At 71.3% G+C, this 22,845-nt stretch carries 23 protein-coding genes and 1 pseudogene; 12 read left to right on the top strand and 12 right to left on the bottom strand.

From position 1 onward, the window contains the following. The first annotated feature begins 50 nt into the window (after positions 1-50). Both AC07FN_RS17205 and AC07FN_RS17210 read left to right on the top strand, forming a co-directional pair. On the top strand, positions 51-674 hold the full coding sequence (locus AC07FN_RS17205) for a TetR/AcrR family transcriptional regulator (protein WP_478396489.1): 624 nt from the start codon (positions 51-53) through the stop codon (positions 672-674). 49 nt (positions 675-723) lie between these two features. Further along, positions 724-2,280 carry an FAD-dependent monooxygenase gene (locus tag AC07FN_RS17210; RefSeq protein WP_478396490.1) on the top strand — a complete coding sequence of 519 codons (1,557 nt, stop codon included), beginning with the start codon at positions 724-726 and terminating at the stop codon, positions 2,278-2,280. Between the two features lie 33 nt (positions 2,281-2,313). Here AC07FN_RS17210 and AC07FN_RS17215 read toward each other — a convergent pair whose 3' ends face one another. Continuing rightward, positions 2,314-2,778: a GNAT family N-acetyltransferase gene (locus AC07FN_RS17215; protein WP_478396491.1), complete on the bottom strand. Its 465-nt coding sequence runs from the start codon at positions 2,776-2,778 to the stop codon at positions 2,314-2,316. A gap of 399 nt (positions 2,779-3,177) precedes the next feature. Here AC07FN_RS17215 and AC07FN_RS17220 point away from each other — a divergent pair, with 399 nt between their 5' ends. Beyond that, positions 3,178-3,465, top strand: a complete 288-nt coding sequence (locus AC07FN_RS17220; protein WP_245761277.1) for a hypothetical protein — start codon at positions 3,178-3,180, stop codon at positions 3,463-3,465. 295 nt (positions 3,466-3,760) lie between these two features. Next, entirely contained in the window at positions 3,761-6,151 is a 2,391-nt protein-coding gene (locus AC07FN_RS17225; RefSeq protein WP_478396492.1) for an ATP-dependent Clp protease ATP-binding subunit, read from the top strand. Between the two features lie 6 nt (positions 6,152-6,157). Here the strand turns inward: AC07FN_RS17225 and AC07FN_RS17230 are convergent, their stop codons facing one another. After that, entirely contained in the window at positions 6,158-6,691 is a 534-nt protein-coding gene (locus AC07FN_RS17230) for a P-loop NTPase family protein (protein WP_478396493.1), read from the bottom strand. A gap of 315 nt (positions 6,692-7,006) precedes the next feature. Between AC07FN_RS17230 and AC07FN_RS17235 the strand changes: the two genes are divergently transcribed. Then, complete coding sequence (locus tag AC07FN_RS17235; protein WP_478396494.1) at positions 7,007-7,468, top strand: STAS domain-containing protein; 462 nt, start codon at positions 7,007-7,009, stop codon at positions 7,466-7,468. 156 nt (positions 7,469-7,624) lie between these two features. On the opposite strand, the gene AC07FN_RS17240 is transcribed toward AC07FN_RS17235, so the two are convergent. Then, positions 7,625-8,023, bottom strand: a complete 399-nt coding sequence (locus tag AC07FN_RS17240) for a hypothetical protein (protein WP_478396495.1) — start codon at positions 8,021-8,023, stop codon at positions 7,625-7,627. A 59-nt stretch (positions 8,024-8,082) separates the two neighbouring features. On the opposite strand from AC07FN_RS17240, the gene AC07FN_RS17245 reads away from it, so the two are divergent. Continuing rightward, positions 8,083-8,628 carry a DUF1697 domain-containing protein gene (locus AC07FN_RS17245; protein ID WP_478396496.1) on the top strand — a complete coding sequence of 182 codons (546 nt, stop codon included), beginning with the start codon at positions 8,083-8,085 and terminating at the stop codon, positions 8,626-8,628. A gap of 82 nt (positions 8,629-8,710) precedes the next feature. Here the strand turns inward: AC07FN_RS17245 and AC07FN_RS17250 are convergent, their stop codons facing one another. Beyond that, positions 8,711-9,625: an aminoglycoside phosphotransferase family protein gene (locus AC07FN_RS17250; RefSeq protein WP_478396497.1), complete on the bottom strand. Its 915-nt coding sequence runs from the start codon at positions 9,623-9,625 to the stop codon at positions 8,711-8,713. Positions 9,626-9,778: 153 nt separating this feature from the next. Between AC07FN_RS17250 and AC07FN_RS17255 the strand changes: the two genes are divergently transcribed. After that, positions 9,779-10,819 carry a hypothetical protein gene (locus tag AC07FN_RS17255; protein WP_478396498.1) on the top strand — a complete coding sequence of 347 codons (1,041 nt, stop codon included), beginning with the start codon at positions 9,779-9,781 and terminating at the stop codon, positions 10,817-10,819. 2 nt (positions 10,820-10,821) lie between these two features. On the opposite strand, the gene AC07FN_RS17260 is transcribed toward AC07FN_RS17255, so the two are convergent. The 6 genes from AC07FN_RS17260 to AC07FN_RS17285 form a co-directional block, all read right to left on the bottom strand. Then, the gene (locus tag AC07FN_RS17260; protein ID WP_478396499.1) at positions 10,822-11,616 is read right to left on the bottom strand and encodes a maleylpyruvate isomerase family mycothiol-dependent enzyme; all 795 of its coding nucleotides are present in this window, start codon (positions 11,614-11,616) and stop codon (positions 10,822-10,824) included. A 62-nt stretch (positions 11,617-11,678) separates the two neighbouring features. After that, positions 11,679-12,452, bottom strand: a complete 774-nt coding sequence (locus AC07FN_RS17265; RefSeq protein WP_478396500.1) for an enoyl-CoA hydratase/isomerase family protein — start codon at positions 12,450-12,452, stop codon at positions 11,679-11,681. Beyond that, positions 12,445-13,962 carry a tripartite tricarboxylate transporter permease gene (locus AC07FN_RS17270; protein ID WP_478396501.1) on the bottom strand — a complete coding sequence of 506 codons (1,518 nt, stop codon included), beginning with the start codon at positions 13,960-13,962 and terminating at the stop codon, positions 12,445-12,447. Before AC07FN_RS17270 ends, AC07FN_RS17265 begins: the two co-directional genes overlap by 8 nt. 273 nt (positions 13,963-14,235) lie before the next feature. After that, positions 14,236-14,721, bottom strand: coding sequence for a tripartite tricarboxylate transporter TctB family protein (locus AC07FN_RS17275; protein WP_358575810.1), 486 nt, complete (start codon positions 14,719-14,721; stop codon positions 14,236-14,238). Then, positions 14,718-15,695, bottom strand: coding sequence for a tripartite tricarboxylate transporter substrate binding protein (locus AC07FN_RS17280; RefSeq protein WP_478396502.1), 978 nt, complete (start codon positions 15,693-15,695; stop codon positions 14,718-14,720). Before AC07FN_RS17280 ends, AC07FN_RS17275 begins: the two co-directional genes overlap by 4 nt. Before the next feature lie 50 nt (positions 15,696-15,745). After that, complete coding sequence (locus AC07FN_RS17285) at positions 15,746-16,966, bottom strand: CaiB/BaiF CoA transferase family protein (protein ID WP_478396503.1); 1,221 nt, start codon at positions 16,964-16,966, stop codon at positions 15,746-15,748. Between the two features lie 184 nt (positions 16,967-17,150). Here AC07FN_RS17285 and AC07FN_RS17290 point away from each other — a divergent pair, with 184 nt between their 5' ends. The 4 genes and pseudogenes from AC07FN_RS17290 to AC07FN_RS17305 all read left to right on the top strand — a co-directional run bounded on the left by AC07FN_RS17290 (position 17,151) and on the right by AC07FN_RS17305 (position 20,425). Beyond that, positions 17,151-17,912, top strand: coding sequence for a GntR family transcriptional regulator (locus tag AC07FN_RS17290; protein ID WP_478396504.1), 762 nt, complete (start codon positions 17,151-17,153; stop codon positions 17,910-17,912). Between the two features lie 17 nt (positions 17,913-17,929). Then, positions 17,930-18,439 carry a gamma carbonic anhydrase family protein gene (locus AC07FN_RS17295; protein ID WP_478396515.1) on the top strand — a complete coding sequence of 170 codons (510 nt, stop codon included), beginning with the start codon at positions 17,930-17,932 and terminating at the stop codon, positions 18,437-18,439. A gap of 238 nt (positions 18,440-18,677) precedes the next feature. After that, positions 18,678-19,181 carry a MarR family winged helix-turn-helix transcriptional regulator gene (locus tag AC07FN_RS17300; protein WP_478396505.1) on the top strand — a complete coding sequence of 168 codons (504 nt, stop codon included), beginning with the start codon at positions 18,678-18,680 and terminating at the stop codon, positions 19,179-19,181. Beyond that, positions 19,178-20,425, top strand: a pseudogene (locus AC07FN_RS17305) (MFS transporter). The gene AC07FN_RS17300 and the pseudogene AC07FN_RS17305 overlap by 4 nt, the downstream one beginning before the upstream one ends. A gap of 10 nt (positions 20,426-20,435) precedes the next feature. On the opposite strand, the gene AC07FN_RS17310 reads toward AC07FN_RS17305, so the two are convergent. Continuing rightward, entirely contained in the window at positions 20,436-21,182 is a 747-nt protein-coding gene (locus tag AC07FN_RS17310) for a putative protein N(5)-glutamine methyltransferase (RefSeq protein ID WP_478396506.1), read from the bottom strand. Positions 21,183-21,401: 219 nt separating this feature from the next. Next, the gene (locus tag AC07FN_RS17315; RefSeq protein ID WP_478396507.1) at positions 21,402-22,286 is read right to left on the bottom strand and encodes a cupin domain-containing protein; all 885 of its coding nucleotides are present in this window, start codon (positions 22,284-22,286) and stop codon (positions 21,402-21,404) included. Here AC07FN_RS17315 and AC07FN_RS17320 point away from each other — a divergent pair. Next, on the top strand, positions 22,258-22,683 hold the full coding sequence (locus AC07FN_RS17320; protein WP_478396508.1) for an FAD-dependent monooxygenase: 426 nt from the start codon (positions 22,258-22,260) through the stop codon (positions 22,681-22,683). The genes AC07FN_RS17315 and AC07FN_RS17320 overlap by 29 nt on opposite strands. Positions 22,684-22,845 lie beyond the last annotated feature (162 nt).

Genomic DNA, 22,845 nt, shown 5'->3' on the forward strand with positions numbered 1-22,845 from the left:
GCCACGATGGCAATCTTGCAAACTTGGCAAGTTTCGCTACAGTGGTCCGCATGACCGCCGAAGACGACGCCCGCATCGGGTTGCGGGAGCGCAAGAAGCGCCAGACACGCCTCGCGTTGAGCCGGGCGGCGATCCGCCTGACCGTCGAACGCGGATGGCAGGACGTCACGGTGGACGACATCGCCGCGGCCGCCGACGTCTCGCCGCGCACCTTCCGGAACTACTTCGCCGGCAAGGCCGAGGCCATCGCCGCCAGCCACCTCGAACGCGCCCTGCGGATCGCCGAGGAGCTGCGCGCACGACCGGCCACCGAACCACTGTGGGACGCCATCGGCAACGCGGTGCAGGCGCAGTTCGCGCCGGCACCGGACGACCGGCAGCCCCACGACCAGGGCTGGATCGACGGCCTGCGGCTCATGCTCGCCGAACCCGCCGTGCAGGGCGAAGTCCTCAAGGCGAACGCGATTGCGCAGGACGAGCTGGCGAAGGCCATCGCCGAACGCACCGGCACCGACGTGGCGCACGACCTGTACCCGCAACTGGTCGCCGCAGTGGTCGGCGCCGGCAGCGCCACGGCCGTGACGCACTGGCTGCGCGAAGACCCGCACGGCTCCGCCCTGCCGCTGCTGCGCGAGGCGTTCGCCCGGATCTCCGCCGGACTCCCGGTCCCATGAGGACGGATCCGGCCCATTCCGCCCACTTCGACGAAGGAGCACACCCTCGATGATCGCCGATGTCGTCATCGCCGGCGGCGGCCCGAACGGGCTCATGCTGGCCTGCGAGCTGGGCCTGGCCGGGCTGCGGCCGATCGTGCTGGAACGCCTGACCGAGCCCAGCGACGAGCCCAAGGCCAACGGCCTCGTCGGCCAGGTCGTGAAGATGGTCGATCGCCGAGGGCTGCACGAGCCGCTCGGCGGCGGCCCGCGACCACCGCTGCCGAACTCCGCCTACTTCATGTTCGCCGGGATGAGCCTGAACCTGGGCCTGCTGGCGGACAGCCCCGTCTACAACCTGGCCGTGCCGCAGCGCCGCATCGTGGAAGCCCTGGCGCAGCGGGCCGCCGAGCTCGACACCGACATCCGCTGGGGGCACGAGGTCACCGGCCTGTCGCAGGACGACGACGCGGTCGAGGTGGAGGTCACCGGCCCGGACGGGCCGTACCGGCTGCGGGCCCGGTACCTGGTCGGCGCGGACGGCGCCCACAGCGTCATCCGCAAGTGCGCCGGCATCGGCTTCCCCGGCGTCAGCTACGACCGGACGACGAACCGGACGGCCAACGCCACCGTTCCCGCGGACTGGGTGGATCCCGCGACCGGCGCGCTGAACGTGCCCGGCGGCGGTGCGATCCTGCCGTTCCTGCCGCACCGCACCGAGCGTGGCGGCTTCGGATACGCGCCGTTGCCGGGGCAGGACCCGCTGATCAGCACCATCGAGTGGGACGAGCCGGAGACCGAGGCGCCGATGACCCTCGACGAGCTGCGGGAGAGCGCCCGCCGGGTCCTGGGCGCCGACGTGCCGCTCGGCCCGCCCACCGGCGCGGGGCCGCACGTGCTGCGACGCCGCAGCGGCGGCAACACCCGCGTGGCCGACCGGTTCCGGGACCGCCGGGTGTTCCTGCTCGGCGACGCCGCGCATGTCTACACCGCGGGCGGCGGGCCCGGGCTCAACCTCGGCCTGCAGGACGCGATCAACCTCGGCTGGAAGCTCGCCGCCGAGCTCCGCGGCGACGCCCCGCCCGGACTGCTGGACAGCTACGAGGCGGAACGCGGCCAGGCGGCCCGGCGCATGATCACCTATGCCCAGGCGCAGTCCGCGCTGATCGCCCCGGGCAGCGACGTCACCGCGCTGCGCGAGCTGTTCACCGAGCTACTCGACGACCCCGGCACCGTCCAGCGCCTCGCGGACCTCACCGCGGGCTCGGACGTCCGCTACGACATGGGAGCCACGGGCGCGCATCCGCTCATCGGCCGGTGCGCCCCGGAATTCGAACTGCACACCGAAACCGGGCCGGTGCGGCTGGCGGAGCTGACCCGCAGCGCGCGCCCGCTGCTGATCGACCTGACCGAGGACGGATCCCCGGGGACGCTCGCCGGGCGCACCGACCAGGTGGACGTGGTCCGCGGGCGGCTCGCCGACATCGGTGCCACCGCCCTGCTCCTCCGCCCGGACTGCTACGTGGCGTGGGCGTCGGCATCACCCCGGCCGGATGCCACCGAGCTGGACGCCCTCCAGGCGGCGGCCGACCGGTGGTTCGGCGTCCCGGTGACCGCCCGCGCCTGACCAGGAGACCACCGGCTGTCCATTGTGGTCAGACTAGGTGAGCAGGCCGCTGAAGCCGATCGTGGTGACGACCAGCGCTGGCCACACCTGCGGGCGGCGGCGGTCCGCCAGGAGGATCAGGCCCGCGTCGGTGGGGCGGAAGCCGCAGGCGTCGAAGTAGAAGCTGCGCAGGTGCGGATCGAAGTCGACGTGCAACCAGGTGCAGCCCGCGCCCCGTGCGGCCCGCGCCGCGCGCCGCACGAGTTCCGTTCCGGTGCCGCGGTGCTGGTGGTCTGGGCGGACCTTCGTGTCGAGCAGGAAGGCGTGGTCGCCGCCGTCCCAGGCGACGTTCACGAAGCCGATCAGCGCGCCGCCCGGCGGCCGCGCCGTCACCCAGCCCAGGCTGTGCGCGCGGACCCGGTCCCACCAGCCGGACTCGGCCGTGCCGCCGTGGGAGAGGGTCAGGGACACGAGTTCGGCGTCGGAGGCCTCTGCCCGCCATCGGTAATCGATCTCCACAGCCCGATGGTCGCAGCCCGCCGCCTGGGAAGAAATCGCTTTTCCAGCGCGGGAATCCACCTCGGCACAGCATTGAGTTTGATATTTCTCATGATTTCAGTGTCGATCAAAATTAATCCTCCGGACCAACCTTCACCAACCGAAGCCACGACGCGATAACCTCGCGGCACCTACTCCTGCGCTGCGGAGAACCGGGAAACGGGTGGACTTGCGCCACCGGTCGGGGGGCTTCTGGCGCGTCGGGGTGGAGCTAGGTGTCCGTCTCGGGTTGATTGGTTCGTTATGACTGCCGCTGGACATTCCGACAACACGCCGACGCAGGCGGGTAGGCACACGCCACCTCGGCGGTCGGGGACGAGACGGAGTGCCGATTCCGGCGAGTCGGGCTATTCGGCCGAGGTGGCGTGGCAGGTGGGCGAGGCCGCCGCCGCGCTGGGCGATCGGCTGCGCGACCCCGCTGTGCCGCACAGCGTCGAGGAGATCGAGCAGGTGATGCGCGGGTTCTCGTTGACGGTCGAGGGCATGGCCGTCGGGTGCGGCGGGGTGACCGAGTGGCTGCGGGCGGCCGGGCACGTCGGCCCGCTGTCCGGGCACGCCAGCGTGATGTCGGAGCGCTTGTCGCACATCGGCAAGGAGCTGACCCGGTTGGCCGATGCGATCGAGAAGGCGCAGAAGCGCGCGAGCTGACGCGGGGCGCGCGGGCCAACACCCTCAGTGCTGCGCCGCGGCGAGCGTAGTGGTGCTGCACGGCTGTTGCGGGCCTCTCAGTATGTTGGTGCCAACATCACGACCGCGATGATCGAACTGCGCTCCGCGGAGCGGGCTCGGTGGCGCGGTCGTGGGGATCAGCGCGGCGCTGTTGGTGGGCGTGTTGGCGGGTCGGCGGTCGGGCGTCGGTCCTGCCGTGCGGGTGCTGCCTGCTGGTCTGCTGCTGGAGTTCGGTTGCAGGCGGGGCCTGCGTGTGCGTGTGGAGGTGGCCCCTTTGGTTCGCGGCAGTGTCGGTGATTCCTCTGCCGCCTTTGATTCGCTGTTCAGCGAGGTGTTCTCGGGGGCACCGGGGGACGCTTCGGCGTCGGAGCGCGGTCTGGCCTTGGGCACGTTGCTGGATGCGCAGGCGCACGAGGTGGTGTCGAAGGCGGTTCGGGCCACTGTGGACTGGGGCAGCCGGGAGCTGGACGGCGCGCATCTGCTGTGGGCGGTGACGCAGGTGCCGGCGACGGCGGAGTTGCTGGTGTCCTCCGGGGTGCGGGTGGAGGAGTTGGCGGCCGCGGTGCGGTCGGCGGTGGTGGCGCAGGATTCGGGGGCGGTGGGCCGGCCTGTGCTGTCGTCGGCGGCCCGGCGGGCGCTGCTGGGGGCTTATCAGCAGGCGTTGGGCGAGGGTGTCGACGTGGTGGGGGCGCGGCACCTGGTGTTGGGATTGGCCGCGGATGCGGATTCGGTGGCCGGGAGGGCGTTGGCGCGGGCGATCGAGTTGGGTGATCGGGGTGCGGCTCGGTCGGTGTTGAGCGTGACGCCGCGGCTGGACGAGTTCGGGCTGGATCTGACGGAGCTGGCGCGGGCCGGGAAGCTGGATCCGGTGGTGGGCCGGGATGCCGAGATCGAGCAGGCGATCGAGGTGCTGGGGCGGCGGTCGAAGAACAACCCGGTGTTCATGGGGGATCCGGGGGTCGGCAAGACCGCGATCGTGGAGGGACTGGCGCGGCGGATCGTCGAGGGCGCGGTGCCGTGGTCGTTGGCGGACATGCGGGTGGTGTCGCTGGACCTGGCGGGGATGGTGGCCGGGGCGAAGTACCGGGGTGAGTTCGAGCAGCGCTTCCGGGATGTGCTGGCGGAGATCCGGGCGCATCGGGAGGACGTGCTGGTGTTCATCGACGAGGTGCACAGCATCGTGGGGGCCGGTGCGGGCGAGGGTTCGATGGACGCGGGCACGATGCTCAAGCCTGCGTTGGCGCGCGGTGACGTGCGGCTGATCGGGGCGACGACCGTGGAGGAGTACCGGCGGCACGTGGAGAAGGATCCGGCGTTGGAGCGCCGGTTCGCGCCGATCATGGTGGGGGAGCCGTCGGTGGCGGAGACGGTGGTGGTGCTGGAGGGGTTGCGGGAGAAGTACCAGCGGCATCACCGGGTGCGCATCGATGATGGTGCGTTGTCGGCGGCGGCGGAGTTGTCGCAGCGCTACATCGCGGATCGGTTCTTGCCGGACAAGGCGGTGGATCTGCTGGACCAGGCGTGTTCGCGGGTGCGGTTGCGGCGCGGTGGTGAGGTGCGGGAGTCGGCGGTGTTCGAGCCGACGGTGATCGCCGATGACGTGGCGGATGTGGTGGCGTCGCGGACCGGGATTCCGGTGGCGGACGTGAGTGCGCAGGACGTGCAGCGGTTGCTGGAGTTGGAGCAGCAGTTGCGGTCGCGGGTGGTCGGTCAGGATGCGGCGGTGGCGTCGGTGGCCGAGGCGGTGCGGCGGGCTCGGGCTGGTTTGGCGGATCCGGACCGGCCGATCGGGAGTTTCTTGTTCCTGGGGCCGACTGGTGTGGGCAAGACGGAGTTGGCGCGGGCGTTGGCGCACGCGTTGTTCGGTGATGCGCAGCGGTTGTTGCGGTTGGACATGGGGGAGTTCCAGGAGAAGCACACGGTGTCGCGGCTGGTGGGTGCGCCGCCGGGGTACGTGGGTTATGGCGAGGCCGGGCAGTTGACGGATCGGGTGCGGCGGCAGCCGTATTCGGTGGTGTTGCTGGATGAGGTGGAGAAGGCGCATCCGGATGTGTTCAACACGTTGCTGCAGGTGTTGGATGCGGGGCGGTTGACCGATTCGCAGGGTCGCTTGGTGGATTTCCGCAACGTGGTGGTGATCATGACCTCGAACATCGGGGCGGATCGGGTGCTGGATGCGGGGGCCGATGCGGGGGAGTCGGCGTTGGTGGTGCTGGAGGAGTTGCGGGCGTTCTTCCGTCCGGAGTTCATCAACCGGATCGATGACGTGGTGGTGTTCCGGCCGTTGGGGGCGGAGCAGTTGCGGCGGATCGCGTCGTTGTTGCTGGAGCGCACGGGCGCGCAGTTGGGGGCGAAGGGCGTCCGGTTGGTGGTGGGTGACGCGGGCCTGGATTGGTTGGTGGAGCGGGGGTATCAGCCGGAGTTCGGGGCGCGGCCGTTGCGGCGGGTGATCGCGCGGGAGTTGGACAACCGGTTGGCGTCGATGGTGCTGGCGGGGACGGTGTCGGCGGGTGATCAGGTGTCGGTGGATGTCGTTGGTGGGGAGTTGTCGTTGTCGGTGACGTCGGTGTGGGAGCCGGTGTCGGGTGGCCGGCATGCGGCGCCGGTGGAGCGTGCCGAGGTGGAGGGTTCGCAGCCGGTTCGGCGGCACAGCGTGTTCGGGTGAGCGCGGTCAGCGGTGCAGCGTGGCGATCCAGGTGGTGAGGTCGCTGGGGCGGCGGAACCGGTGGACGGTGGGGCCGTGGGGGTTGGCGGCCCATTGCCGGATTCGGGCGCGTTTGGTGCGGAAGGACCGGAAGTGCCAGCGCAGGATGGAGTCGTGTGCGAGGAGGGTGCGGATGGTTTCGCGGTTTCCGTTGCAGACGGTGGTCTTGTTGATGACGCGGGCGATGCTGCGTCGGAGCAGGCGGCTCAGGGAGAGCCAGCGGGGGTAGTCGAGGGCGACGATCAGTTCGGCGCGGGCGAGGGGGATGTCGAGCCACTTGCCGTAGGCGGAGTCGAGGATCCATTGCTGCTGGGTGCAGATGGCGTGGATCTTGTCGCGTTGTTCGTGGGTGGGGATCTGGGTCCAGTCGGGTTCCCAGGTGAGGTCGTCGACGGAGTGCCAGGGCAGGCCGGTGGCTCGGCTGATGCGGTCCGCGGCGGTTGATTTGCCGGATCCCGTGACGCCGTAGACGACGATGCGTTGGGCTGGGCTGGCCGGCATGGGCGTGAGCCTAGCGTGTTGCGGGTGCCGGAACGCCTTGTTCTGTGGTGACTCTGTGCGATTGGGTGTTGGTTGGCGGCGGGGTCGCGTGTCGCCCGGCTGGTCGGTTTTTTTGGCTCGTTGCAGCCTTGCTGCCAACTGATCGGGAGCGAATGTCACACGAACGTGGCGAGCCTTGTTCGGGTCGGGCGGCGGCTCCTACGGTGGGGGGTGCGGTTGAGCAGCCGCCACGGCGTACCCCTTGCGTTGAGCGCAGCGGCGAGTTCCCGGTCCCGTGGCCAACCGAACCGTCGATACGCAACCAGGGGAGGTAGCGTGATCGTCTCCAGATCCGGGATGTCTTCGGCCGCGTGGGTGGGCGTGGGCCATGAGATCGTCGCGCCGCGAGCGTCCGACGATCCGGTCGTCGGGCATTCGATGTGCACGTCCGCGTTGCGGCTGGCCGTGGAGTGGCCTGTGCCGGGTGTTGTGGTGGTGCGCATCGGTGGTGAGATCGATCTGGCCACGGTGCCCAGGCTCACGGAGTTGATCCGGCAGCGGCTGACGGCTGCTGCTTTGCAGGCAATCGTGCTGGATGTTTCGGAGGTGTCGTTCGCCAGCAGTGCGGCGATCGAGTTGTTGTTGCACGCGCAGCGTCGTGCCGAGCACCGCCGGACCAGGTTGTTCGTGGTTCCTGGTCACGGTGCGGTGTTGCGGTTGTTGACGATCACCCGGTTGCGCGAGCGGTTCGTGTGCCGGGCTTCGGCGGCGGAGGCGGTTGCGGAGGCGCGTGGGTGACGTGCTTCGGCGGTGTCAGCCGTCGTTGGTGCGGGCGAGGTGGTCGACGAGGGGTGCCCAGCCGCCGTCGGGGGCGTAGGGGCCCAGCTGCCGGGGGCGTGGGATCGGTACCACCATCCGGCGCCTGCCTCGTTGGCTTCGTTTCGGACGTCGCGACTAGTTGGACTGCTGCCCTGCCTGGAACGACACCGCCCGCGCCGTGTTCACCCGCGCGTTGAGGTCGGCGACCGCCATCGGCGATGTCACCGCGATCTGCGTGAAGTGCAGCAGCCGCGGCCCCTGCACGCCGACCTGCACGCCGACCTGCACCCAGCCCTCGGTGCGTTCCTCCTTCGCAAGCAGGAACAACAGCCCCAGGAAGCAGAAGAAGATGAACAGCACGCACAGCACGATCGCCCACGCCGGGATCGTGCGGGTCGTGCGGCTCATGTCGGTGAACGTCCACGCCACCTCGCCCACCGGTGCCGTTCCCGAGGGCGTCATGACCTCTGTCCGGGTGCACACGATGTCCCCGATCGTGACGACCGGAAGCGGGGCTGAGGAAGGGACGACCATGGGTGATCATCTTAGGAGCAGGCCGTCCGGACCCGTCGGAGGATGGCACGATTCCCATCGTGCACACCTACATCGCACTGCTGCGCGCCGTGAACGTCGCCGGCCGCGGCCGCGTTGCCATGGCCGACCTCCGCGACCTGGTCGCCGCGGCCGGGCACGGTGACGTCGCGACGTACCTGCAGAGCGGCAACGTCGTCTTCACCTCCGGTCGCACCGACCCCGAGGCGCTGTCGGCGGACCTGCGGCAGCGGCTGGCCGTCGAACTCGGCGTGGACACCCAGGTCCTGGTGCGCACCGGCACCGAGATCACCGGCATCGCCGCGCACCACCCCTTCCAGGAAGCGCAGCCCGACCACGCCAAGCTGCACGTCGCGTTCCTGACCGCCGAACCCGACCCCGGCCGGGCCGCGCAACTGACCGTGCCCGACGGCGCGCCTGAAGAACTCCACCTGGCCGGACGCGAGCTCTACCTGCACTACCCGGCTGGAGCGGGCCGGAGCAAGCTCACCGCCGCCTACCTGGAGAAGCGGCTCGGGGTCGGCGTTACCGCCCGCAACTGGAAGACGGTCACCGCGCTGGCCGGACTCGCCCGGCAGCGGACCTGAACCGCGCGGAAGCCCGGCGGTGAACACCGCTCGACCGGCTGTCCGCAGGGGCCGATCCGGGCACCCCGGTCCGCCCGGATGGTCACGGTCCCCAGCCGATCAGCGCCTCCGCGACGGCGACCTGCACGTCGTTCAGCTCGGTTTCGCCGTCCTCGATGTCCCACAGGCAGTTCTGCAGCGCCCGCCCCAGCGTCCAGCCCGCCGCGCGCTGCCGATCCAGGCCCACCACCTCGATCATCGCCTCGAAGCGCCGCCGCACCGCCGCGGCCACGTCGCCGGTGGCCACCACGTCGTCCCACCGGTTGTGCAACGCCGGCATCAGTTCGAAGCACGGGTCACCGGCCAGCGGCTGCGGGTCGATGGCCAGCCACGGTTCCCGTTGCGCGGCAAGCACGTTGTCGTAATGCAGGTCCCAGTGCAGCAGCCGGTCGCCCGCCTCGCCGCGCAACTCCTCGACGACGCCCGCGCAGTGCGCCAGCAGCCGCCGTTGCGCCGGATCGGACAGTCGCGCGCACGCGCTGGGCACGTTGGTGAGCATGGCGGCCGCGATGTCCGGCAGCCGCCGCACGCCGGGCGGCGCGGGCACGGCGCTCAATCGCGCCAGCAGCCCGGCCAGGATCCGCGCCGCCGCCACATCATCGTCCACACTGGACAGCGAGGTGGTCGCGAGCCGTTCCAGCAGCATGCTGCCCGAATCCGGATCGTGCTCCAGCAGCCGCACCGCGCCCCGCCCGCCCCACGTCCGCAGTCCCACCGGCTCCCCGGCGGTGTCCTCGGTGACCGGCTGCAACTTCAGCACCGCGGTGCTGCCATCGGCGCGCACGACGGGCAGCACCAGTGCCACCATGCCGTGCCGGGCGGCGCCATCCGGGCGCAGCCGCCACGCCGCCAGTCGCTGCTCGGCCAGTGCGGGAAGCCCGTCGATCCAGCCGGATCCGCGGGAGCTGGCGCGGTGGGTCGCCGCGAGCGCGGCCGGAACCACCACAGCAGAAGACATCGTCGCAACACCCCTTCGTCATCGGTGAACACGTGGACGAAGGAGTCCGGGGTGGGCCGCGAACACGTCAAAGCACGATGACCACTCTAGTCGCTGCGCGCAGCAGCCCGACCGTTTCTCCAGACGGGCTTTGCCACCTGCTTGGATGAGCCCATGCGCCGATCACGCACGCTCGCCGCGCCCTGGCTGGGCCTCACGCTGGGCGCGGTCGCGTTGACCGGGTGCACCGCGTCGGCCGAGCCGCCCGCGTTACCGCCGGCCGGGGTGTACGAACATGACGCGGCGGGGGAGAGCTCGAAGGCCGAACCGATCGCGCCCGGCGGCACCGCCGCGTCGGTCACCGGCCCGTTGACCGACGCCGGCTGGTTCTGCGCGCAGGTCCGGGCCAACGCGGACGGGCGTGCCCTGTGGTGCCGGGTCGGCCGCCGCGACGCCACGGTTGCGGTCGTCCCGCAAGTAGCGCAGTTTCTCCTCGACCGCGACGACCGGCTCGCGTGGGCGTGGTTCCAGCTGCCCGACGCGGCCCCTGGCGGCGACGATGATCCGGTCACGGCCGCCGCGGCGTCGGCGCTGTCTGCGATCTGGCCCGGCGCCGGTGACCGCATCCGGCAGGAGACCGACGAATTCGAAGGCGACCGCGCGCAGCGCCGCGACACCACCGAGGTGCCGCGGACGGCATGGCGGGACGAGCACGCCGACTACCTGCTGTCCGCCGTGGACGGGCTGGTCGTCACCGCCCGCGACACCGCGGTTCGCCGCTGGCCCTCCGGCGCCGAGCACTACGCGACGACGATGAGCTCCGCCGTCGACGACCTGCGGGCCGGCGGATACGACTGCTACTACCCGCCGCAGCAGTCCTGCAACCGCGTCCAGTCCAACGGTTACTTCCGGGTCTCGCTGCGCGGCGACCAGATCGTCTCGGCCCAGTTCGGCATCGGCAGCTGGATCGAAGACGGTCGGCAACGGCATCTGCTCAGCCAGGAATTCCCGCGTGGGCTGACGTTCCTGACCGAGGAAGTGCGCCGCGCGGTCACCGACCGCATCGAGGACTGCCGCCGCTCCGGAACCAGCTTCGCCGGGATCGTGGCCGGGACCGTCGTGATCGTCGACGCGCGCCGGGGCCCCGTCGAAGGGGCCGACCACGTGACGTACCTCGACGTGCAGGTCGGCGCACCACTGGCCGGCACCTACTAGCCTCAGAACGGCACCCGCGCGTCGCGAAGCGCGCCCAGCACCGCGCTGTCACCGTGCTCCACGTCCAGGTCCGGCTGCGGCTCGACGCGGCCGGAGAACATGCGCAGCACACCCATGGCATCAGCGCGCACGGTCGCCACGGGCGCATCCGCCCCGATTTGCCAGCCACCGGAGACCACACCGGTGAGCTCCAGCACCAGCGGCGGCCCAGTCCACGCATCGTCGAGATCCCGCAGGACCTGCTCGACCACGTCGCGATCGTGTTCGTGCGCGGTGAATGCCCGCCCGGTCGCCCGGCAGATGTCGACGCGGTGCATCCACATGTCGCGGGCGAGCACCACATCCACCACGTAACCCATCGCCACCGGCAGCGTCCCCGGATAACCGGTGTCGAACGTCTGGCCGCGCACCGACTCCGTCATGCCCGGCAGCGCCCGGATCGCTTGCCGCCACAACGGCGCGAATTCGGCCGCCAGCTCACCGGCCTGCCGGTCCCGCCACGCGTCCACCGCCATCTCGTTCATCGCATCCAGCCGGTACAGCCGCGGATACCGCAGCGCACCTTCCCGCGCTCGCAGCACCAGGAGATCCGGGGCGAGCGTGACTTCGGCGTTGCCGAGCACGTGGGCGACGACGTCGCGCACGTTCCAGCGCGGGCAGTCGGTGGTCATCAGCCACTCCTCGGCCGACAACTCGCCCAGCAGCGCCCGCATCGCTTCGACCTCCGGGCGCAGCACCTCCGCTGCGTGCGCATGCTCGGTTCGCGCCACATCATGGGCCCGCACGATGGTGGTCATGATCCACCCCCTCGCTCGATCTCGGACAACCCCCGGATACCCCCGGGTGCCGCCCGCGACCCTCAGTGGCCGGTCCAGCGGTGCGGGGTCTTGTCCAGGAAAGCGCGCACCCCGTTGCGGAAGTCCTCGCTGCCGAACACGGTGCGCACCAGGTCGTCGCCGTCGGGCAGGTTCGCCAACCGCAGCCGGCGCACCGCCTCCTTGCCCGCCCACATCGTCAACGGCGCGTGCTGCGCCAGCCGCTCGGCCACACCCGCCACGGTCTCCGCCAGCTCACCGACCTCGCACAACTGCGCGACGAATCCCGCCGCATGCGCCTCGTCGGCGCTGAACATCCGCGCCCGCAACAACATGTCCTTCGCCCGCGCCGGCCCCAGGTGGAACACCAGCAGCGAATAGGTGTTCATCGACAGGCAGTTGCCCAGCGTCCGCGCCACCGGCACCCCGAACCGGCCCGTCGTCGTCGACACCCGGATGTCGCACGCCGCCGCCAACGCGATGCCCGCGCCCACGCAGAACCCGGAGATCGCCGCGACCGTGGGCACCCTGGTGGTCTCCAACCGCTCCAGCACCGCCTCCATCCGCTGCTCGTAGGCCACCCCGTCCTCGCCGGAGGTGAACCCGGTGAACTGCGCGATGTCGGTGCCGGCCACGAACGCCTCGTCCCCGGCGCCGCGCAGCACCAGCACCCGGATGCCGTCATCGGCGTCGGCCGTCTCGCACGCGGCGACCAGCCCGTCGTACATCTCCCAGCTCATCGCGTTGCGCTGCCGCGGCCGGTTGAACGTCACCTGCAGCACGGCCCCTTCGCGGGCCACCAGCAACTCGTCAGACATGCGACTCCTCTTCGGACCGATCCGGCGCGGCGCGCCGGAGGAACACCCGGGCGCGGTGGGCGAGTGCCGGGCCGGCCAGCAGCACTGCCGCCAGCGCCAGGATCACCACCGCGATCGGCTTGGTCAGCACCAGCCACAGATTGCCGTCCAGCAGCGCCGAGGACTGCACCAGCGCCTTCTCGAACAACGCCCCGATGACCACCCCGACTACCAGCGGCGCCATCGGCAGCTCGTAGCGCTTCATGCCGTAGCCGATGACCCCGAAGATCAGCACCAGCCACACGCTGAAGACGTTGTTGTCGATGGCGTAGGCCCCGACGAAGCTGGTGAACAGGATCAACGGGTACAGGTAGGCGTAGGGGATGCGCAGCAGCTGCGCGAAGACCGGTGCCAACGGCAGGTTGAGCACCAGCAGGATCACGTTGCCGATGAAGAACGACACCAGCAGGCCCCACACCAGCTCCGGCTGCTCCTCGAACAGCAGCGGGCCAGGTTGCACCCCGTAAACCGTCAGCGCGCCCAGCAGCACCGCCGTGGTCGCACCACCCGGGATGCCCAGCGTCAGCGTCGGGATGAAGTTGGCGTTCGCGGCGGCGTTGTTGGCGCTCTCCGGCGCCGCGACGCCCTGGATCGCGCCGTGCCCGAACTGCGCGGCGTTGCGGGAAACCCGCTTCTCCAGCCCGTAGGCCAGGAACGACGCCAGCGTCGACCCCGCGCCCGGCAGCGTGCCCAGCAGGAACCCGATCGCGCTGCCCCGGCCGATCGCGCCGGCCGAGTCCCGGATGTCGCGGCGGCGGATCACCAGATCCCGGAACCGCGCGCGGATCGGCGTCGCCGCCCCCACCCGGATCTGGTACAGCACCTCGCCGACGGCGAACAGCCCGATGACCACCTCGATGTAGGGGATGCCCGACAGCAGTTCGATGCTGCCGAAGGTGTAGCGGGCCTCGCCGGTGCCTGCGTCGATTCCCACGCACGCCAGCAGCACCCCGGCGCAGGCCATCGCCGCGGCCCGCAGCTTCGAACCGGTCGACAGCACCACCATCGTCACCAGCGCCAGCATCATCACCGCCAGGTTCTCCGGCGGCCCGAACCGCAACGCGAACTGCGCGAACGGCGGCGCGAGCGCGGCCAGCAGCACCAGCGACAGGATCGCCGCGGCGAACGACCCGATCGCCGCGATGGCCAGCGCCGCGCCCGCTCGGCCCTGCCGCGCCATCTGATAACCGTCCAAAGTGGTCACGACGCTGGCCGCCTCGCCCGGCGTGGACAGCAGCACCGAGGTGATCGTGCCGCCGTACTGCGAGCCGTAGTAGATCCCGGCCAGCATGATCAGCGCGGTGACCGGCTCCACGGTCAGCGTCAGCGGGATCAGGATCGCTACCCCAGTGCTGGAACCCAGCCCGGGCAGCAACCCGATCACGGTCCCCAGCACCACGCCGACGAAGCACCACAACAGGTTCGTCGGCGTAAGAGCAGTGGATAAACCCAGCAGCAAGTTGTCGATCACTTGTGCCTCCGGTGAAAACAGGTGTTCCAGGCTCGTTCTGCGTGACGGTGCGGGTAGCGGAACCTCAGATGCCGCCTGGCTGTGGGATCCCCGACTTGTGTATGACCAATACGCGGCATCGGGGACTGGCCTCGCCAAGAACCCCTTCGGGGTGGGCACAGCCTGAGAACCCGCGGCGGCGCGAGTTGCGAGGGTGGGCCAAGCGGCTGGCGCCGCTTCAAGACCGGCGAATCCGTGTCGAGCATGCTGGGCCTCCCGCCCCGACTCCGGTTCTCAGAAGCCGAACAAGCCGGTGGGCAGCGGTACCCGCAGCACCACCGCGAAGATCACGTGCATCGCCGCCGCCGACACCGCCGACAGCGCCAGCGCGGGCAGCACCCTGCGCCGCTCCAGCCAGGTGGAGATCACCAGCACCAGCAGCCCGAACGCAGTGACCATGCCCACCAGCGGCACCACCAGCAGCGCCGCGGGCAACAGCGCGAACACCCGCCGCAGGATCCACATCCGCTGCGCCGGTGTACGCCCGAAGTCATCGGTGCCGCCCTCCGGGGCAGCCGGCGCCGGCCGGCGCAGCTGCTCGACCAGCAGCAGCACCGAGAACACCGCCAGCAGACCGCCCGCCACCAGCGGCAGGAACCCCGGCCCGATCCGCGACTCCGGCAGCATCACCCCGTAACCGACCGCGCTGACCGCGAAACCCGCGCCCACCAGCGCGAGTCCGCCGAAGACCGCCACCTGCGGCGACCGCTGCCCGCTCATCGCCGCACCACCTGCGCCAGCAGCCCCTCGTTGTCCCGCAGGTACGCGGTGAACTCCTCGCCGAAGGCCACCCGCGGCTGCAGGAACTCCGACTCGACGTACTCGGCGTAGGCGGGGGAGCCGGCGAAGCGGCGGGCCACCCCGATCCAGTACTCGGCGGCCTGCGGGTTGAGCCCGCCCGGCGCGATCATGCCGCGGAACTGCGCGAAGGACACCGGCACGCCCTGCTCCACCGACGTCGGGATCCCCGCGAGCTCCGGATAGGTGTAGCGCTGGTCGGCGAACACGCACAGCGCCTTGAGCTGCCCGGCCCGCAGCTGGCCGACGACCTCGCTGGGGTTCAGCGACGCCAGCTCCACCTGCCCGCCGAGCACCGCCGCCAGCGTCTCCCCGCCGCCCTCGTAGGGCACGGTGTCGAAATCAGCGCCTGCCACCCGCTCCATCTGCGAGAACACCACCGCATCCGGGCCCACCGCACCGGAGATCCCGGCCAGCACCCGCCGCCCGCGGCTTTGCGCCACCGCGTCCGCGCAACTGGTGATCGGCGACCCCGGCAGCGCCACCAGCAGCGTGTAGTCATCGCCGATCTTCATGATCGGCGTGAAGCTGCGGTAGGAGAACGCCACGTCGACGCTCAACGGCAGCGACAGCAGCGACGTCTCGGTGGCCAGCAGGTAGTCCGGCGAACCCGCCTTGGCCAGGAAGTAGGAGTAGCCGACCGCGCCCTGCCCGCCCTCCCGGTTGTCGACGTTGACCCGCAGCCCCGGCTCCACGCCCGCGAGCCCGTCGGCCATCGCGCGGCCCGCGATGTCGCTGCCGCCACCGGCGGCGAAGGGCACCACCATCGTCACGTTCCTCGCCGGCCGCGGCCCACCGGAACCTTCCTGCCCGGCGCTGCCGGTGGCGCACCCGCCCAGCAGCACCGCCGCGCACAACGCGGCCAGCACGCCGCGACCCCGCAACAACACGCGCATCGCTGCTCCTCCTTGAGCTGCGTCGCGAAAAAAGGGAAGAAGTAGGGGATTTACTCGCCGGTGGCGATGACCCCGGACTCGCGCAACCGCTCCAGCTCCTCGGCGCCGGCACCGGCGTCGGCCAGGACCTCCGCGGTGTGCGCGCCCAGCACCGGCCCGGCCGAGCCGCGGCGCGCCGGGGTCGCCGACATCCGCATCGGCGAACCGATCTGCCGCACCTCGCCGAGCTGCGGATGTGGCGCGTCCCAGAAGAAACCGCGCTGCCCGAGGTGGTCGTCGGTGAACACCCGGTCCATGGTCGCGATCGGCGCGCACGGCACCCCCGCGGCCACCAGCACGTCGACGATCTCCGCGGTGGTGCGCGATGCGGTGGCCACCTCGATGGCCGCGATGAGGCTGTCGCGGTGGTGGTAGCGGTCGTAGGAACTGGTGTAGCGGTCGTCGTCGAGCAGTTCGGCGAGCCCGAGGGCGTGGCAGAACGCCGGCCAGGTCTTCGTCGTGGTGGCCCCGACGGTCACCCAGCCGTCCTTGCTGCGCACCGCCTGGTAGGGGGCGCTGTTCTGGTGCGCCGAACCGTGCGCGCGGCCGACTTCGCCGGTGGCGAAGTAGTTCCCGGCCTCCCACACCGCGAACGACACCCCCGCCTCGTACAGCGACACGTCCACGTGCTGGCCCTCGCCGGTGTGCTCGCGGGCCCGCAGCGCGGCCATCGCGCCCATCGCCGAGTACAGCCCGCACACCAGGTCGCACATCGGCACCCCGACCTTGGCCGGCTCCCCGCCGGGTGGGCCGGTGATGCTCATCAGCCCCGCGCGGGCCTGCGCCATGATGTCCAGCCCGGGCTGCGTGGCCAGCGGCCCGTCCTGCCCCCACCCCGATGCCGACACGTACACCAGCCGCGGGCTGCGGGCGTGCACGGCGTCGTAGCCGAAGCCCAGTGCGGACAGCGCGCCTGGCCGCAGGTTCTCCACCAGCACGTCCGCGGTGTCCAGCAGCGACCACAGCAGCCGTCGCCCTTCGTCGGTCTTCAGATCCAGCGCCACCGACCGCTTGTTGCGGTTGAGTCGCACGAACGGGGAGCTGTGGCCGTCGAGGAACGGCCCGGTCTGGCGCACCGGGTCACCGCCGGCGGGGTTTTCCACCTTGATGACGTCGGCACCGAGGTCGGCCAGTTGCATCGTCGCGAACGGCGCGGCCATGAACGCGCCGATCTCCACCACGCGCACCCCGTGCAGCGGGGCCTGGGATCGGGAATCTGGGGGAGAAGTCATGCGCGGCTCCAAGAAATCCGGGCGGAAACCGGATACCGTGATCGGCATCACCTGACTTTTGTCTACAGCAGGCAGAACGGAGCTGACAAGCTTTGCCCCACGAGGTTGCCCCGAGCGGACCAGCGCCGCGGCACCGGCGCGAAAGCGCGCCGGAACCGGGCCCGGGAAGGGAAGACTGCTGGACGTGACCGGATCCGTTGAAGACAGCCCCGCGACCCGCCGGGCCCCGAGCATCGTCGGCCCACCGAGCCTGGTGGAGCTGGCCGCCGCGACGCTGCGCCGCATGATCATCGGCGGTGACCTGCTGTGCGGGCAGCGCATCGTGGAGAACCGACTGACCCACGAGCTGGGCATCAGCCGGCCACCGCTGCGGGAAGCGCTGCGGGTGCTCGAACGCGAAGGCCTCGTGCGGCAGGTGCCGCGCAAAGGCGTGATCGTGACCCCGCTGACGCTGCACGACATCTACGAGATCTGCACCCTGCGCGCCGAATTCGAACGCCTCGCGGTGCGCCTGGGCGTGCCGGTCACCGAACCCGCCCGGCTGCGCCGCTGCCGGCAGGCCCTGCAGCGGATGGACGACGCCGCGGGCACCGGCGACGAACCGGCCTTCATGGAATGCTCCTTCGAGTTCCACCTGTCGGTCGTCGGCCTGTCCGGGCACCAGCGTCTCGAAGACGCCTACCGGTCGCTGCAGCTGCAGATGATGCTGTCCATGGCGCTGAACCGGAAAGCCCGCCAGGGCCTCGAGAGCCTCGCCGAGGACGTGGCCCGCCACCGGCGGCTGCTGTCGGTCATCGAGGCCGGCGACCCCGAGTCGGTGCTCACCGAACTCGCCGAGCACGGCGACCGCACCTTCCTCGACGGCATCGAGACCAAAGTGGACGGACACACCGATGTGGCGCTGCAGTGGTTGCGGCGGCAGCGGGAGAAGCAGGAGGAAATGTGAGTTCAGGCCCCTCGCACATGCTGACCATCGACGGGATCGCCCCGCAGCTCGACGCCGACGTGTTCGTCGCGCCCGGCGCCGCGCTCATCGGCCGCGTGCGCCTGGCCGCCGGCGCGAGCGTCTGGTACAACGCCGTGCTGCGCGGCGACCAGGAGAACATCAGCGTCGGCACCCGCAGCAACATCCAGGACGGCTGCGTCGTGCACGCCGACCCCGGCTTCCCGGCCGAGATCGGCACCGGCGTCACCGTCGGCCACAAAGCGGTCCTGCACGGCTGCACCGTGGAAGACGACTGCCTGATCGGCATGGGCGCCGTGGTGCTCAACGGCGCCCGCATCGGCGCCGGATCGCTGATCGCGGCCGGCGCCGTGGTCCTGGAAGGCACCGAGATCCCGCCGGGTTCGATGGTCGCGGGCACCCCGGGCAAGGTCCGCCGCGAACTCACCGAAGAAGAACAGGCCCGCCTCAAGGTCTCCGCAGAGCACTACGTCACGCTGGCCGCCAAACACCGCGAAGCCCTCGCCTGACCCCACCGAAGCGGGGCGCCCCTTCCGGCAGGGCGGCCCGCTTCGGCGCGCTCAGCGGCTGCGGCATCACCGACGGCGTGACCCCTGCGTTCGCCATCGCCCGTCGCGGAGTTGAACGACCCGCCCGGCCGCCCACCAGTTCTCGCTGTTCGTCTCGACGACGCACAGCAGGATCTTCCGGGGGTCCCTCCCCGAAAAGAGCAACAGCACTTACATAAGCACTGTTACAGTCGGCCAGGTGACGACTGGGGGTCCTGACCCGACCGAGGAAGAAAGCGTCTGGCAGCCGCTGCGCCGCCTGCTGGGCGACATGGACGACGAAATCGGCCGCCTGTACCGGCAGCGGGGCCTGGACAGCATCCGCCCGCGGTTCGTCATGCCCCTGATCCGCCTCGGCCACCGCGGCGCCATGACCATCCGCGAACTCGCCGACGCCCTGGACGTGACCCACTCGGCGATGAGCCAGACCGTGAGCGCCATGCGCCGCGAAGGACTGGTGCGCAGCATCGCGGGCACCGACGCGCGAACCCGCCAGGTGACGCTGACCAAACGCGCCCACGCGCTCCTCCCGCTGCTGGAAGCCGAGTGGCGGGCCACCGAACAGGCCGTCCGCGAGCTGGAAGGCGAACTGCCGCACCCGCTCAGCGAAGTGGTCCGGGACCTTGCGGAGGCCCTGGCGCGGCGCTCGTTCCACGACCGGATCGCCCACCACCTCCAGCGGTCGCCGGAACAGTCCTCGTGAGCCTGGCGGACCGGCTGCTCGACACCCGGCCGCTGCGCACCAGTGCCGCCTTCCGCCGCCTGTGGGCGGGAAACGCCCTCTCCGCCCTGGGCGGGCAGCTGACGGTGGTCGCGGTGCTCTTCCAGATGTGGGAGCTCACCGGCAGCCCCCTCGCGGTGGGCGCGATCGGCCTCGTCCAGTCCGCCGCGATGGTCGTCTTCGGGCTGCTCGGCGGGGCGCTGGCCGACGCCGTCGACCGCCGGCGCCTGGTGCTGCTCACGACCGTCATCTAGCTGCTGGCCGCCGGACTGCTCGCCGTGCACGCCTCCTCCGGCGCCGCCTCGATGTGGGGGCTGCTCGCGCTCACGGCGCTGCAGACGGCCGGCGGCGGGCTGGGCGCGCCCGCCCGCAAGACATTCGTGGTGCGCCTGCTGCCCGCCGACCAGGTCGGCGCGGGCATCGCCCTGACCAACCTCGCCTTCCAGGCCGCCATGCTGATCGGCCCCGCCATCGCGGGCGTGGTGGTGGCCCGGTGGGGCGTGGGCGCCTGCTACCTGCTCGACGCGCTGACCTTCGCCGCCGCCCTCTACGGCGTGCTGCGGCTACCCGCCATGCGACCGCAAGGGGAGACCGCTCGCCCCGGGGCCCGAGCGATCTGGGAAGGCTGGCGATTCATCACCGGCAAACCTCTGCTGCACGGCGCGCTGCTCAGCGACGTCCTCGCGACCGTGACAGCCATGCCGATGGCGCTGTTCCCGCTGATCAACGCCGAGCGCTTCGGTGGGTACCCGGAAACCCTGGGGCTGTTCTTCTCCGCGGTCGCCGTCGGCGGACTCGCGGCGGGCGCCGCCTCCGGCATGGTGACCCGCGCCCGCCGGCCGGGCGCGGTCATGCTGGCCGCGGCCGGCGCGTGGGGCCTGGCACTGGCCGGATTCGGCCTGGCGCAGCCGCTGTTGCTGGCGCTGACCTGCCTCGCCGCGGCCGGCGCGGCCGACACCACCTCGGTGATCGCGCGCGGGTTGATCGTGCAGCTGGCGACGCCGGACTCGCACCGCGGCCGGGTCAGCGCCGTGGACCACATCGTCGGCGTCTCCGGCCCCGACCTGGGCAACTTCCGGGGCGGCCTGGTCGCCGACGCGGCATCGGCGGCGTTCGCGGCCTTCTCGGGCGGAGCGCTCTGCGTCGTCGGCATCGTCGTGCTCGCGCTGACGAACACGTCCCTGCGCCGATTCGAGAACACTGCCCCGGAGCTGCCCGGCCGGTAGCCCGAAAACGCTACGGCGCCGCGGGGTTGGCGCCCTCCACGACCGTGGCGTCCAGCTCTTCGCAACCGGCCACCCGCGGGACCAGCCCGGCATCCGCGAAGAGCTCCGCGGTGCGCGGTGCCTGGCGGCGGCTGGTCTCGATCAGCAGATGCCCGCCCGGCGCGAGCCACTGCGGCGCCGCGGCCGCCACCCGGCGTTGGACGTCCAGGCCATCGGCGCCGCCGTCCAGCGCCACCTGCGGTTCGTGCAGCCGCGCCTCCGGGGGCATCAGATCGACCTCGCCGGAGGGCACGTAGGGGGCATTGACCACCAGGACCTCGATGCGGCCCCGCAACGCCACCGGAAGCGCCCGGTAGAGGTCGCCTTCGAAGACCTCACCGGTGATGTTGCGGCGCGCGCAGCGCACCGCCGCGGGATCCACGTCCGCGGCGTACAACTCCACCGGAAGCCGCGCGGCAAGCGCGGCGCCGACCGCACCCGACCCGCAGCACAGGTCGACCACGACCGAGCGCGGCCGGGCCAGCGCGGCGGCCTGCTCGACGAGGAACTCGGTGCGGCGACGGGGAACGAACACCCCGGTATCCACGGCGATGCGCAGACCGCAGAACTCCGCCCAGCCCAGCACCTGCTCCAGCGGCAGGCCATCGACCCGGCGCTGCACCATGCCGGAAAGCTCGGCCGGATCGGCGGCCGCCGACAGCAGCAGCCGCGCCTCGTCCTCGGCGAACACGCAACCAGCAGCGCGCAGGCTGCTCACAACAGCGGAGAAAGATGATGACAACACAGGAATGAGAAGTGCCTTTCGGTGACCACGAGCGCTCTCAGCGACGCCGGTCACGGCGACGGAAGGAGAGCACCCGGCCTGCAACAGCGGTAATGGGTCTCACCTCCTCGGTCTCGCACGATGCGGCAACACTAGCAGCAGCCCGGAGCCGGCCCGCCCGCCACCCGGCAGTCCACATCGGACGACTGGAGCTCAATCCTCGTAGGTGATCCGGTACTTCGCGGCGATGGCGTTGAGCGCGGCGGGATCCGGCCGACCACCGGAGCTCACCTGGGCCCGGGCCTCGATCAGGTCCTCGACGAAGCACTCCCACCCGCCCGGGGCGGAGATCTGCAGCACGCGCGGCGGCGGCGTGGACCCCGGCCGCAGGGCGTGCGGAACACCGTGCGGCAGGAGCACGAACTGCCCCCGGGGCGCGGTGTGGATCCGCCCGTCGAACTCCACGGTGAGGGCCCCGTCGAGCACGTAGATGCACTCGTCGGCCTCGTGGTGGACGTGCCGGGGAATCTCCTGGGCGACGACGACCTCCAGCAGCGAGAACGCTCCGCCGGTGTCACCGCTGCGCGCCTTGACGGCGAAGGCGGGCGGAACCCGCAGGCGACCCGGCCGCGCCTGCCCCGCCTCCAGGACGAAGAAGCGGCTCGCATCCCCACCGTCGCCGCCCGCGTCGCCGAGGTGGTAGCGCATGCCGTACCGCGCGCCGATCTCGTTGATCTTCGCCCAGTCCCGGGTGCCGTCCTCCAGCATCAGGGTTTGCCCGGCCTCGCTGACGTCCTCGAGGTAGCGCTCCCAGCCGCCGGGGGCCGACAGCTGCAGCGCGTGGACCGGCGCCTCGGAGAGGTTGCGCATGGCGTGGGTGACGCCGCGGGGGAGCAGGGCGCACATCCCGGCGGTCAGCCGGTGGGTGCGGCCGCCGAAGTCGATGCCCAGCTCGCCGCCGAGGACGTAGACGAACTCGTCGAACGTGTCGTGCACGTGCGCGGGAATGCTGCCGTCGCCGTTGTTCTCCAGCAGCGACAGCCGCCCACCGGTGTCGGCGACGCCGGCCTTGACCGTCGTCCACGGCGGCAGCGGCACCCGGGCGCTGCTCGACGCGGCGCAGGAGGCCGACGTGCTGCACCACGACACCTACGAACTGCCCGACCTGGGCACCTATGCCGCCGGGAAGGTCGCCCTGCTCGGCGACGCCGCGCATGCCATGACCCCGAACCTGGGGCAAGGCGCATGTCAGGCGCTGGAGGACGCGGTGGTGCTCGCCACGGCCGTGGCCGACGCCGGGCCGGCCGGGCTGGACGACTACGACCGGCTGCGCAGGCCCCGGACGCAGATGATCGTCCGCCGGTCGCGGCGGATCGGGGAGCTCGCCCACTGGTCGGCACCCGTGCCGGTCGCGGCGCGCAACGCCGCGATGCGGCACATGCCGCGGTCGAGCTTCACGCGGTCGATGGGGCCGGTCGTCGACTGGGCGCCCTGATCGCGCCCGAAACGCACTGGTGGGGGGGGGGGGGGGGGGGGGGGGGAGGGGGGGGGGGAGGGGGGGGGGGGGAGGGGGTGGGACTCGTCCACATACGGCGAGTCCGGCAAATAGGGGCAGAAGATATCGAGTGCGTCGATTGACCGGTACGTGATCGTCGAG

The organism is Saccharopolyspora sp. NPDC045941 (assembly GCF_056431445.1).

Bases quoted from the DNA above. Each gene is read 5' to 3' on its own strand.
- AC07FN_RS17205 (WP_478396489.1), top strand. From the start codon at position 51: ATGACCGCCGAAGACGACGCCCGCATCGGGTTGCGGGAGCGCAAGAAG.
- AC07FN_RS17210 (WP_478396490.1), top strand. From the start codon at position 724: ATGATCGCCGATGTCGTCATCGCCGGCGGCGGCCCGAACGGGCTCATG.
- AC07FN_RS17230 (WP_478396493.1), bottom strand. From the start codon at position 6,691: ATGCCGGCCAGCCCAGCCCAACGCATCGTCGTCTACGGCGTCACGGGA.
- AC07FN_RS17240 (WP_478396495.1), bottom strand. From the start codon at position 8,023: ATGGTCGTCCCTTCCTCAGCCCCGCTTCCGGTCGTCACGATCGGGGAC.
- AC07FN_RS17250 (WP_478396497.1), bottom strand. From the start codon at position 9,625: ATGTCTTCTGCTGTGGTGGTTCCGGCCGCGCTCGCGGCGACCCACCGC.
- AC07FN_RS17255 (WP_478396498.1), top strand. From the start codon at position 9,779: ATGCGCCGATCACGCACGCTCGCCGCGCCCTGGCTGGGCCTCACGCTG.
- AC07FN_RS17260 (WP_478396499.1), bottom strand. From the start codon at position 11,616: ATGACCACCATCGTGCGGGCCCATGATGTGGCGCGAACCGAGCATGCG.
- AC07FN_RS17265 (WP_478396500.1), bottom strand. From the start codon at position 12,452: ATGTCTGACGAGTTGCTGGTGGCCCGCGAAGGGGCCGTGCTGCAGGTG.
- AC07FN_RS17275 (WP_358575810.1), bottom strand. From the start codon at position 14,721: ATGAGCGGGCAGCGGTCGCCGCAGGTGGCGGTCTTCGGCGGACTCGCG.
- AC07FN_RS17280 (WP_478396502.1), bottom strand. From the start codon at position 15,695: ATGCGCGTGTTGTTGCGGGGTCGCGGCGTGCTGGCCGCGTTGTGCGCG.
- AC07FN_RS17285 (WP_478396503.1), bottom strand. From the start codon at position 16,966: ATGACTTCTCCCCCAGATTCCCGATCCCAGGCCCCGCTGCACGGGGTG.
- AC07FN_RS17295 (WP_478396515.1), top strand. From the start codon at position 17,930: ATGCTGACCATCGACGGGATCGCCCCGCAGCTCGACGCCGACGTGTTC.